At 67.9% G+C, this 11,948-nt stretch carries 7 protein-coding genes and 1 pseudogene; 4 read left to right on the forward strand and 4 right to left on the reverse strand.

Annotated features, from left to right (window positions below; all coding sequences use genetic code 11):
* Positions 1 to 5 precede the first annotated feature (5 nt).
* A complete protein-coding gene (locus ACEXOR_RS15330) occupies positions 6 to 1,727 on the forward strand; it encodes an ABC1 kinase family protein (protein ID WP_374850587.1) in 1,722 nt (573 codons plus the stop codon).
* Between the two features lie 130 nt (positions 1,728 to 1,857).
* On the opposite strand, the gene ACEXOR_RS15335 is transcribed toward ACEXOR_RS15330, so the two are convergent.
* Both ACEXOR_RS15335 and ACEXOR_RS15340 read right to left on the reverse strand, forming a co-directional pair.
* Complete coding sequence (locus tag ACEXOR_RS15335; protein WP_374850588.1) at positions 1,858 to 2,613, reverse strand: hypothetical protein; 756 nt, start codon at positions 2,611 to 2,613, stop codon at positions 1,858 to 1,860.
* 574 nt (positions 2,614 to 3,187) lie between these two features.
* Positions 3,188 to 3,967, reverse strand: a complete 780-nt coding sequence (locus ACEXOR_RS15340; RefSeq protein ID WP_374850590.1) for a lysophospholipid acyltransferase family protein — start codon at positions 3,965 to 3,967, stop codon at positions 3,188 to 3,190.
* 183 nt (positions 3,968 to 4,150) lie between these two features.
* On the opposite strand from ACEXOR_RS15340, the gene ACEXOR_RS15345 reads away from it, so the two are divergent.
* Together ACEXOR_RS15345 and ACEXOR_RS15350 are read left to right on the forward strand one after the other, a co-directional pair.
* The gene (locus tag ACEXOR_RS15345) at positions 4,151 to 5,824 is read left to right on the forward strand and encodes an alpha/beta hydrolase (protein ID WP_374850597.1); all 1,674 of its coding nucleotides are present in this window, start codon (positions 4,151 to 4,153) and stop codon (positions 5,822 to 5,824) included.
* Positions 5,821 to 7,383: a GMC family oxidoreductase gene (locus ACEXOR_RS15350; protein WP_374850591.1), complete on the forward strand. Its 1,563-nt coding sequence runs from the start codon at positions 5,821 to 5,823 to the stop codon at positions 7,381 to 7,383. Before ACEXOR_RS15345 ends, ACEXOR_RS15350 begins: the two co-directional genes overlap by 4 nt.
* A gap of 121 nt (positions 7,384 to 7,504) precedes the next feature.
* Here ACEXOR_RS15350 and ACEXOR_RS15355 read toward each other — a convergent pair whose 3' ends face one another.
* The gene (locus tag ACEXOR_RS15355) at positions 7,505 to 7,999 is read right to left on the reverse strand and encodes a hypothetical protein (protein ID WP_374850592.1); all 495 of its coding nucleotides are present in this window, start codon (positions 7,997 to 7,999) and stop codon (positions 7,505 to 7,507) included.
* 155 nt (positions 8,000 to 8,154) lie between these two features.
* Positions 8,155 to 9,579, reverse strand: a complete 1,425-nt coding sequence (locus tag ACEXOR_RS15360) for a helix-turn-helix transcriptional regulator (RefSeq protein WP_374850593.1) — start codon at positions 9,577 to 9,579, stop codon at positions 8,155 to 8,157.
* A 351-nt stretch (positions 9,580 to 9,930) separates the two neighbouring features.
* On the opposite strand from ACEXOR_RS15360, the pseudogene ACEXOR_RS15365 reads away from it, so the two are divergent.
* Positions 9,931 to 11,948, forward strand: a pseudogene (locus ACEXOR_RS15365) (hypothetical protein); the annotation flags it as partial.

Here is an 11,948-nt window from a genome sequence, read left to right on the forward strand (position 1 = left end):
CCCGGGTGAGCACGGTCCGACCCGACCGCGGGGACGAGGTTCCCGCGGCGCGGGTGGCCCGCGCGCGCTACAACCGCATCCTGCGCTTCGCCGGGTGGAACCTGGCGGTGACGTGGTTCTTCGAGCTGCTGCTGCCGCGCATCGGGTTGCAGCGCGTCGCGGATCGCACGCGCACCAGGCGGATGCAGCGCTTCGCGCGGAAGTTCCACGTGCTGGCCGTCGATCTCGGCGGGCTGATGATCAAGGTGGGGCAGTTCATGTCGTCGCGCCTGGACGTTCTGCCGCCTGAGATCACCAAGGAGCTCGAAGGGCTGCAGGACGAGGTTCCCGCGGTGCCGTTCCCGCTCATCCGGCAGCTGGCCGAGGCTGAGCTCGGGGTGTCGCTGACGAGCGTGTACGACTGGGTCGACGAGACTCCCGTGGCCGCCGCCTCGCTCGGGCAGGCCCACCGCGCCCGGCTCGCGGCGGCGGATGCGACCGACACCGGGCTGTCGGCCGTGGTCATCAAGGTGCAGCGGCCCGGCATCGACGAGATCGTGCGGGTCGACCTCGCTGCGCTCCGGCGCGTGGGGCAGTGGTTGAGCCACGTGCGGCTGGTGTACTCGCGGGTGGATGCGCCGGCGCTCGTGGAGGAGTTCGCCACCACCTCGCTCGAAGAGATCGACTACCTGCACGAAGCGGCGAACTCGGAGCGGTTCGCCGCCGACTTCGCGGCCGATCCGCGCGTCGGCGTGCCGGCCGTGGTGTGGCAGCGCAGCACGCGCAAGGTGCTGACGCTCGAAGACGTCACCGCCATCAAGATCAACGATCACGCGGCACTGCTGGCGGCGGGCATCGACCCGGCCGAGGTGGCCCCGGTGTTCGCGGCCGTGATGTTCGACCAGCTGTTCACGAACGGGTTCTTCCACGCCGACCCGCATCCAGGCAACATCTTCGTGACGCCGCTGGCGCCGGCTCCGGATGCGGTGGGCGGGCCAGCCTGGAAGCTCACGTTCATCGACTTCGGCATGATGGGCGAGGTCGCGCCGACGATGCGCGCCGGACTCCGCACCATGCTCATCGCCGCCGCATCCCGTGACGGCAAGGGCCTCGTGGACGCGGCCCGCAACCTCGGCGTGCTGCTGCCCTCGGCCGACACCACGGAGCTCGAGCGCGCCATGACGCAGCTCTTCGCACGCTTCGGGGGGATGGGATTCGCGGAGCTGCGCGAGGTCGACCCGCGGGAGTTCCGCGAGTTCGGGGTGCAGTTCGCCGATGTGGTGCGGGCCCTGCCGTTCCAGCTGCCCGAGAACTTCCTGCTCATCATCCGGGCGATGTCGCTCACCTCGGGAGTGAGCAGCGCTCTGGATCCGGCCTTCAACCTGTGGGACTCGGTGGAGCCGTATGCGCAGCAGCTCATCCGCGAGGAGCGCGGCAACCTGGTTCAGGATGTCGGGGCGCGGGCGCTCGAGAGCGCCCGGGTGGCACTGCGGCTGCCGGGGCGTCTCGACGAGCTGGTGACGCGCATCGAAGACGGGTCGGTCGCGTTCCGGAGCCCGGAGGTGGAGCGGCGGGTGGGGCGGCTCGAGCGGGTGGCGGGTCGTGTGGTGTCGGCGCTGCTGTTCGGGGCGCTGCTGATCGCCGGGGCGGTGCTGCGGGCCGACGACCTGGTGCTGAGCACCGTGCTGATGGCGGTGTCGGTGGTGCCGCTCGTGCACGCGGTGTTCTCGGGGCGCCGCGGGCGCTGAGCTCGGGTCGCGCGCGGGACGCCCGCCGAGGGCGCCGCGGGCGCTGAGCTTGGGTCGCGAGTGCCGCGGGTGCTGAGGGCGTCGCGGGCGCTGAGCCGCCTGACGAGGAGCTCAAGACAAGACTTCTACATCATGCGATGCGCAACCGTTCCGCGATCTCTTCGATCCGCTGATGCAACAAGACGACTCTTCGAACGCCCTTGGTCTCGAGATACCGATGCAGGTACGCGGAAATGTCCTTCACGGCTTTCGTGTCCCTCACGAGCAACTTGTTCACATCACCACTTATGCCCAGGTCCTCGCCCTCTTGGCGGACGCGGACTAGCGAATTCAGTTTGACCAGGCTCCCGCCACTGCCGTGGGCGATAGCGTTTCGCAGGCCCTTTACCAGGTCTATGATGCAGGCGTCAGACGGTGTCGAGGCGATGGATCGAATTAGGGTGCAATATGACGGGTCAAGGTCAAGGTCGGCCTTCTTTATCCATGTGACGTTGTCTTTGAAGGAGACGTTGTAGCCTTCTGGATCGACTAACTGCTCGATTTGCGATGCGCTCAGCCTCTCGAGCATCTCGGTGCTTCCCGGACGCATAATCTCCAGGATGCTTCCGGTCCCCGCTTTTGATAGGCCATCGTGCAGTCGTTTTTCGAGGTTGGAGCGGAACTTGCCCTGCTTCTTGTGGATAGCTGCAACAAACCATTGATGCTGAAATATCTCCCACTCTGAGCCGAGCCGGAACGCCACATCTGACGTGAGTCCTCGGCGCAGCGCCAGTGTCTTCTTGTCCCACTCAAGCGCCTCGTAAAGGGCGATGTATCGCTCCATCGACGCTCGCGTGTTCCTCAAGAATCCGTCGAGGACTGTGTTTGGTTCTAACGTCTTCGGCACAATCGAACCCTATCGCACCATGATCATCATATGTCGACTAAATTATGGGGCCGCGGTTCGAAATCTGAACGTCACTCAAGATTGAGAACGAGGGGTAGGTGGCTAGGCTCCTCGGCACCAGCACGATGGTGATGTCGATGGTGTGCCTATGACTTCGGACCCAGGTCGCGTCGTAGCGAAGCGGCGCCCTGTCCTGCGGAAGCGTCAGGGCAACTCGGATCACTGTAATTCGCATCGCGGCTCCGGCGCTGAGTGCGATGGCCATGGTTAGGCCGTTGTCGGGTGTGCAGGTCCGGCGACTAGTGCCCCGCCAATACTCAAACCGGTTAGCGATAGGTTCACCACGAAGGAAGTGAAGCGAGCTCGCATCGACCGTCAATACCGTGCACGCATGATCATTGGCGGGTGGGGCTTTGATGATCAGCTTCGTCCCTGCCCAAGCTCAACCTCAAGAGCGATTGGAAGTCACCGGGCTTCGATTTAGCGTGTTCAATGGAGGCCGGTGTAACGGCGCGATCCGCGGTGCCGGCCCCTCCCGGGCTGTCGACGGAGGGAACTGGAGTGCCGTCGTGTTCTACGCGCGCTCGGAGTCGGTTTCGGCCGCTCGGCGGGCATCGCGGGCCGCGTCGGCCGCCGCGGCCTCGTCGGGTGTGGGGGCCGTGCCGCCGAGGTGTCGTGGCTGCCACCACTGGCCGGTGCCGTCGACCGGGTAGTCGCGCTGCAGCTGCTCCGTGAGCTCGGTGAGCGTGGAGCGGAGCCGGGACGTGGCCTCGGCCGGGTCGTCGGACGCAGTGACCGTCATCGGCCGACCGACGGCGAAGTGGACGGGCACGCGGAGTCGGTCGCGCATCCGGAGCTTTCTGCCTTTCGTGAGGAGGCGATGACCGCCCCAGACCGCGACGGGAACGACCGGCACGCCGGCCTCGGCCGCGAGACGTACCGCGCCCTTCTTGAGGTCGCGCACGGTGAAGCTCGCGCTCACCCCGGCTTCGGGGAACACGCCGATGAGCTCGCCGCGACGCAGCGCCGCCACCGCCTGCTCGTAGGCGCCACCACCGGCCGACATGTCGACCTCGATGTGCTTCATGCCCCGCAGCAGCCAGCCCACCACCGGCTTGTCGAAGGCGCGTTTGGTGGCCATGAACCGGATGCGGCGGCGGTTGTGCAACCAGGTCTGCCACTCGACCAGCGCGAACTCGAGGTAGCCGAAATGCGTCATGGCGATGACGGCACCGCCCTCGGCGGGCAGGTTCTCGAGGCCGGTGGCGTGGCGCCGCAGACGCCACGAGGCGAAGAGCGTGCGGCCGAGGACGATGGCGGTGGCGTAGACGGGCTCGGGGCGGGGGCGGGTCATGGTTCTACGGTACGAGGGTTTGGTGGGAGCCGCTGGGGTGAAGCACCGATCTGTGCACGAACTCTCGTGATCCCCGGCTGTGGAGAAGCGGTTCTCCACAGATCGTGGCCCGCTCGTTGCCGTTGTCGACGATCTGACTAGATTGGCGAACGACGCACTCGGCGCGAATGAAAGAGCACTCCGATCACACCTTCAGCTGCGGTTCGCACGAGCGACCGGCCCACCCTCGTCTACCTCCACGCACTCGGCTCCAGTCGCGACGCGTTCATCGAGGTGGCGTCGCGGCTGACATCGACGTTCGACGTGCTGGGCCTCGATCTGCCGGGGTTCGGCGACGAAGCGCCGAGGGGTGCGGCCACCGTGGAGGAGATCGTGGAGTTCGTGGTCTCGCGCATCGCGTTCGCATCCCCGAGCCGATGGCTGCTCGTGGGCCACTCGATGGGCGGCAAGATCGCCTCGCTGGTGGCCGCCCGGGCTCTCTCGGGCGAGGCTCCGGTGTTCGGCCTCGCGGGAGTAGTGCTGCTGGCGGGGTCGCCGGTGTCGCCCGAGCCGATGGAGGAGGAACGGCGTCAGCGGATGATCGGGTGGGCCGAGTCCGGCCCGGTGACGGGCGAGGACGCCCGCACGTTCATCTCTGCCAATACAGCCGGGCCGCTGCCGCCGTCGGCCGATGCGCTCGTCGTGCGTGATCTGGCCCGCACCGATGCGTCGGCGTGGGTCGCCTGGCTGCGGCGGGGGAGCGAAGAAGACTGGAGCGCGTCCGTCGAACCGCTCGAGCTGCCGGCGCTGATCGTCAGTGGCAGCGACGACGGCGATCTCGGGCCGCAGGCGCAGACCGCTCTCAACGGGCCTCTCTATCCGCGGGCCCGCTTCGAGGTGATCGAGGGAGCGGCACATCTGCTGCCCCTCGAGAAGCCCGACGAGATCGCTGCCGTCATCGCGTCGTTCTGGGGCGAGGTGGCCGGCGTCGGCCCCGCCGTGCCGCGCGGAACGGCGGCGCTCATCGCGTCGTCGCACACCAGCGCGCGCACCCGCGGCATCCTGGCTCGGCGTTCAGTTGCCGACGACCCGTCGTACTCGCCTCAGGTGCTGACGGTCGAGGCGTTCCGCACGCTGCGCGCAGTGGCCGATCGTGTGGTTCCGCAGGAGGGCGAGCAGATCGACCTGGCGGCCCGACTCGATGCTCAGCTCCACGCGGGCACGGGCGACGGATGGCGGAACGCCGGACTGCCCGCCGACCGGGAGGCCTACGCACTCGCGCTGGAAGGGCTGCACGGCTTCGAGGAGCTCCCGGCAGATGAGCAGGACGAACGGCTCCGTGCCGTGGCCGATTCCCGGTGGGAGCCCCCGGGTGCTCGTTTGTCGCCCTCGCAGTTCGCGGACTGGTTCGAAGACGCCCGGGCCGACTTGGCGCGACACTGGCTCGCGCATCCGGCCTCGATGGCGCGCGTCGGTTTCGATGGTTTCGCCACCGGGGGAGACGGTGTGCGCAAGCAGGGGTTCCAGCTCTTGGCGGCCGGCACCCGGGAGGCGTGGGAGCCCCGGCCCGGTGGCGCGCCCGGCCGGGCCCGGCACGCGGCTGTCGACCTCGGCTCGAGCGGGGCGCCGGGAGGCGACGCGGGGTCGATGCTGTCTCACGCCCCCTCCCACGGCGCCCCCTCCCACGGCGCCCCCTCCCACGGCGCCCCCTCCCACGGCGCCCCCTCCCACGGCGCGCCCTCCGCCGGCGCGCCCTCCGCGCACTCCGCGTCCGCGGCGGGTCTTCGCACAGGCGGCGACGCGTCGGCCGACCGCGTGGGTGGTTCGGCAGGCGCGACGCGTGCGTCAGCCGGCAACGAGGGAGGGGCGGAGGAATGAACGTGACGGGAATGCAGCAGCACCGCGAGAACGACGTGGTCGACGCCGTGGTCGTGGGCACGGGTGCCGGTGGAGCGCCGCTCCTCGCGGCCCTGGCCGCCCGGGGCCTTCGGGTCGTGGCCCTCGAGGCCGGCCCCCATTTCGAGCCCCACCACTACACGCCCGACGAGACCGAGGCGGTCGAGATCAACTGGATGTCGGAGCGTCTCAGCGGCGGCACCGACCCCACCGCCTTCGGCCAGAACAACAGCGGCCGAGGCGTCGGCGGTTCCACCCTGCACTGGGGAGCGTTCACCCCCCGGCCACAGCGCGCCGACATCCGGCTCAAGTCCGACTCGGGCCGCGGCGAGGACTGGCCAGTGAACTTCGACGAGCTCACCGCGTACATCCGCACCGCCGAGAGGGCGATCGGCGTCTCCGGCCCCGCCGACTACCCGTGGGATCCGGCTCGGCGCTACGACTACCCGGCCACCCTCCGCAACGCCTCGTCCGACATGATGATGCGCGGCTGTGAAGCCGTCGGCATCCGAGCCACCGACGCCCCCGCCGCCGTCATCACGCGCGACCGCCACCAGCCACACGCCGGCCATCGGCAGGCCTGCGTCTCGTGCGGCAACTGCCACCAAGGCTGCCGCACCGCCGCGAAGGCCAGCATGGACACCACATACCTGCCCGCGGCTGTGGCCTCGGGTGCTGAGATCCGGGCGGGTGCGATGGTGCACGGCATCGAGACCGACGCGAGCGGCAAGGTCACCGCGGTCGTCTACCGCCAGAACGGCGTCGACCACCGTCAACGCTGTGCCAACCTCGTTCTCAGCGGTGGTGGCATCGAGACGCCGCGTCTGCTGCTGCACACCGGCCTCGCCAACAGCAGCGGCCAGGTGGGCAAGAACTTCATGGCCCACGGCGCCACCCAGGTCTGGGGCACCTTCGACACCGAGATGCGCGGCTACCGCGGCTACCCCTCGTCCATCATCAGCGAAGACATGGTGAGACCGGCGGATGCCGGCTTCGCCGGGGGCTACCTCATGCAGAGCCTCGGTGTGATGCCCCTCACCTTCGCCACCTCGCTCACCCGCGGCGGCGGACTCTGGGGGGCCGACCTCATGGCCGCCCTCGACCAGTACCCCTACTCGGCCGGCGTCGGCATCAATGCGGAGTGCCTGCCCTCAGACGACAACTACCTGGAACTGTCGTCGGAACTCGACGAGTTCGGCATGCCGGAGGCCCGCATCCTGTTCTCGGCCGGCGAGAACGAGAAGGCGATCGACGAGCACGCGATCGCCGTGATGACGTCGATCGTGGAGGCGGCCGGGGCGACCAGCACCCGGGTGCTGGCGCGAACGGCCCACACCGTGGGCACCTGCCGCATGGGCGATGACCCGGGTCGGTCGGTGGTCGACCCTGACGGGCGGTCGCATGACATCCCGAACCTCTGGATCAGCGACAACTCCACCTTCGCCAGCTCCCTCATCGCCAACCCGGCGCTCACCATCATGGCCATGGCGCTGCGCACGGCCGACCGCTTCCTAGGAACGACGACGACGACCGCGAGCTGAGGCCTGCCGCCGCGCCGCGCCCGCGGGCTTGCCGCACGCGGAACGCAGTCCGACCCGCCTACGGGCTCGGCGGTCGCCACGCGTGCGCGAAGCCGCGCCGCGGGCCGGGCGGCGGGGGCGGTCAGAGGGCGACGAGCACGGCCCGGTCGTCGGTGACCCAGGTCTGGTTGAGGTTGTCGCTGAAGCGCATCGACGTCACGCGGTACTGGTCGGTCTGCATGTACGGGCGCAGTGCGCCGTCGTGCTCCTCGACCGCTCGGGCGAACTGCCACGGGTACGGCGCATTCTTCTCGGCCAGCCCGATGTAGTAGTCGCCGGGCGGCACGATCAAGAGCCTGATCGGGCCCCGCACGGGCGACCCGTGCATCACAGTCTCGATGTGCACGTCGTGGAAGGTGGATCCCGACGTGTTCGACAGGCGCACGCCGTAGTGCCGGAGCTCGCCCGCGTCGGTCACCGTCCACGCCGTGAGGTTCGTGGCCTGCTGCCGTGCCTCCCGCTCGGCCTCCTGACGCCGACGCCTGCGCTCGTGGAGGTACTGGATGGCGGCGATCGCCACCGCAACGGTCGTGATCCAGGTGGGAAGGTCGCCTGCCCAGTTCGGCCAATCGGCCATCGGCGTCTCCAATCGCTCCGCCAGGGCCGCATGGCACCCGGTCATCGCGACATACACTATCGATAGAAACTACAGCTGTCGATCAAATCGGACGGGGTTGAGTACGAATTGCTCAGGCAGGCAGGCAGGCAGGCAGGCAGGCAGGCTCGCGTGGCTCAGTGCTCTTCAGCGCTCGGCGCCAGTGTCTCCGACGGGTTGGCCTCGCCGTATCGCGCGGCTGCCGAACGGTCGTTCACGCCCAGCCGACGGTAGAGCTTCTTCGCGTGGCTCTTCACGGTGTTCACCGAGATGTACTCGGCCGCCGCGATCTGCTCGAAGCGGTAACCCTGTGCGAGGTACCAGAGCACCTCGCGTTCGCGCTTGGTCAGGGGAGTCTGGTCGGCTTCCGGGTCGAGGGTGCGAGAGAGGTAGGGCAGCAGATCGTCGTGCTGAGCGGCCCTGGACCGGACGATCTCCTGCGGGAAGAGCGGCAGCAGGTAGTAGAGGCGTTCCGATCGGACGGTCTCCAACGCCGCCTCGGCCAACTCGGTGGCCGCCAGCACCGCACCCGCGGTGCTCGCCGCGGCCAGCACCGCCTGCGGGGCTGTGGTTGTCGACACGTCTTTCGGGCGCGACGTCGGTGGGGTTCCAGCTGCACCCGGGCTGACCGGAGCCGGCGCACCCGACGACCCGGCGCTCGAGCCGGCCGCATCCGTCGTCGCCCCGTCGAGCCCGGCCGTCGCGGCGAGCACCAGTCGCATCCCCGCGGTCGTGCGCAGCGACGCGGTCGGCCGGTCCAGATCGGCCGCCGCGATCGTGCGCGCCCGCTCGACGTCGCCGTCGTCGATGGCCCGGAGCGCCAGCGCGAGGTCGGCGTAGGCGGTCACCGATGAGCACGCCGAGCCACCCCGCGGCGCCCCGGCCGCCCGCGCGTTCACCCGGTCGAGCAGCTGCGTGGCGGCATCGATCAACTGCCAGTTCGCGCCCCCCGACCACTGCTTGGGGTAGTGGGCGAGGCAGGTCGCGCGGAGACGTGCGGTGCCCGACCCCTCTTTACCGAGCATCGATGCGAGCCTGGCCTCCACGAATGCCAGCGCCGCCCACCGTTCCGAGGTCGCGAGGGCTTCGGCATCCGCCAGCTGCTGCTCGGCCTGCTCGAAGTCGAGCTCGTCGAGCGCGAGGGTGGCCCGGGCCACGGCGGCGAGCGGCGTCGACTCGGGGCTCGGCCACGCATCCGCCCGCTCGAGCCACATGGTGGCGTAGAGGCGGTCGCCGTTGAAGGCGTGAACCAGGGCGACGGATGCCGCGGCCATGCCGCGGTGCTCGGCCAGGTCGAATCGCTCGGCCTGGTCCCAGTGCCGTTCCCAGCCTCGAAGAGCGAGACCTTCGTCACCCTCGAGAGTGGCGGTGAGCGCCCACTCGCCACGCATGGCCACCAGGTCGGGGCCGAGTTCGAAGACGTCGGCGTCGTCGAGGCTGTCGAGCAGTCGATGACAGGTGCGCACCGATTCGACGGCGGCCGACAGATCACCCGCGCGCCGCCGCACCACCCCCTGAAGGGTGAGCTCGCCGAGGCGCTCGAGCACCTCATCACGTGTCACGTCGTCATCCCCGATCCCCACCCGTTGGTCATCTTATGCGGATAGTAGTCACCCGCCATCTCCCCTGTGTAATCACCCAGGGAGCACCGTGCCGTAATCGGCCAATCGCAGCAATGTCGTGAGCGATCCCTGCCTTCGGGCCCATTCGACGAGTGGAGTTCGGGCGGGAATCTCAACCTGACCTGAATCCGATGTCCGCCTCGGCGGGGTCACGCGTTCCACACCGGTTCGCGTGTCCGACAGCTAGCTGCTGACCGCTTCCGCTACATCGAGTGCCCGATGACGAGCCAATGCCCCTGCGCGGCAATCACGCGCGCTTCGGGCTGAACCGATCCCTGTGGGAGGAACGACATGAAGCGACGAAACGAACGCGGTGCGCCGAACGACCGGATGCGCACACTCAAGTGGGGGGCTGTTGTCGCCGCCTGCGCGTTGGCACTGGCCAGCGGGCCGACGGCTGCCTTCGCGGCCGAGGGAACGGATGCCGCGCCGATCGCGGCGCCGGCCAGCTCGGCGGATGCGGGTTCGGCTTCTGCTGCAGGTGCTCCTGCTTCTGCTCCGTCGTCGGATGAGACGCCGACGGGCGGATCCGCCGAGGGCTCATCCTCCGAATCGGTGGCTGACTCCAACCCGGCCCAGGACGCCCCGGCGGCCGACTCCGCTCCGGCCCAGGCCCCGGAAGCCCCGGCGGCACCCGCCGATGCGGCGCCGGCCGGCCCGGCCGTCTCGACGACGACCACCACCACCGACGCGTCCGACGCGCACGACGCCACGGACTCCGCGGACTCGAAGGACGCCACTGACGCGTCGTGGGATGCGACCGACTCCAAGGATGCCGCGGACTCGAAGGACGCCGCGGACTCGAAGGATGCGGCGGACTCGAAGGATTCGTGGGACGCTACCGACTCCAAGGATGCCGCGGACTCGAAGGACGCCACGGACTCCAAGGATGCCGCGGACTCGAAGGACTCTTTGGATGCCAGCGACTCCAAGGACTCGACCGACTCCTACGACGCCACTGATGTGAAGGACTCGACGGACACGAAGGACTCCACGGATTCGCATGACGCGACGGACGTGAAGGACTCGACTGATTCGAAGGACTCGACGGATTCGCACGACGCCACGGACGTGAAGGACTCCACTGATTCGAAGGATTCCACGGATTCGCATGACGCCACGGATGTGAAGGATTCGAAGGATTCCACGGATTCCACGGATTCGCACGACGCCACGGATGTGAAGGATTCGACTGATTCGAAGGACTCCACGGATTCGCGCGACGCGACCGACGTGAAGGACTCCACAGACTCCAAGGACTCGACCGACTCGCACGATGCGACGGATGTGAAGGATTCGACTGACTCGAAGGACTCCACGGACTCGCACGACGCCACGGACGTGAAGGACTCGACGGATTCGCACGACGCAACCGACGTGAAGGACTCCACTGACTCCAAGGACTCGACCGATTCCAAGGACTCCACGGATTCGCACGATGCGACTGACGTGAAGGACTCGACCGATTCGCACGATGCGACGGATGTGAAGGATTCCACTGACTCGAAGGACTCCACGGATTCGCACGATGCGACGGACGTCAAGGATTCCACTGACGTGAAGGACTCGACTGATTCGCATGACGCGACCGATGTGAAGGACTCGACCGATTCCAAGGACTCGACGGATTCGCATGACGCGACGGATGTCAAGGACTCGACCGATTCCAAGGACTCGACGGATTCGCATGACGCGACGGATGTTAAGGACCCGACCGATTCGAAGGATTCCACGGATTCGCACGACGCGACCGACGTGAAGGACTCCACAGACTCCAAGGACTCGACGGACTCGCACGACGCGACTGACGTGAAGGACTCGACGGACTCGCACGACGCGACTGACGTGAAGGACTCGACTGATTCGAAGGACTCCACGGACTCGCACGATGCGACTGACGTGAAGGACTCGACCGATTCGCACGATGCGACGGATGTGAAGGATTCCACTGACTCGAAGGACTCCACGGATTCGCACGATGCGACGGACGTCAAGGATTCCACTGACGTGAAGGACTCGACTGATTCGCATGACGCGACCGATGTGAAGGACTCGACCGATTCCAAGGACTCGACGGATTCGCATGACGCGACGGATGTCAAGGACTCGACCGATTCCAAGGACTCGACGGATTCGCATGACGCGACGGATGTTAAGGACCCGACCGATTCGAAGGATTCCACGGATTCGCACGACGCGACCGACGTGAAGGACTCCACAGACTCCAAGGACTCGACGGACTCGCACGACGCGACTGACGTGAAGGACTCGACGGACTCGCACGACGCGACTGACGTGAAGGACTCGAC

Source organism: Herbiconiux liangxiaofengii, from assembly GCF_041927335.1.
Taxonomy (GTDB): domain Bacteria; phylum Actinomycetota; class Actinomycetes; order Actinomycetales; family Microbacteriaceae; genus Herbiconiux; species Herbiconiux liangxiaofengii.

Coding starts and splice junctions, on each gene's coding strand:
- ACEXOR_RS15340 (WP_374850590.1), bottom strand. CDS start 3,967: ATGACCCGCCCCCGCCCCGAGCCCGTCTACGCCACCGCCATCGTCCTC.
- ACEXOR_RS15350 (WP_374850591.1), top strand. CDS start 5,821: ATGAACGTGACGGGAATGCAGCAGCACCGCGAGAACGACGTGGTCGAC.
- ACEXOR_RS15355 (WP_374850592.1), bottom strand. CDS start 7,999: ATGGCCGATTGGCCGAACTGGGCAGGCGACCTTCCCACCTGGATCACG.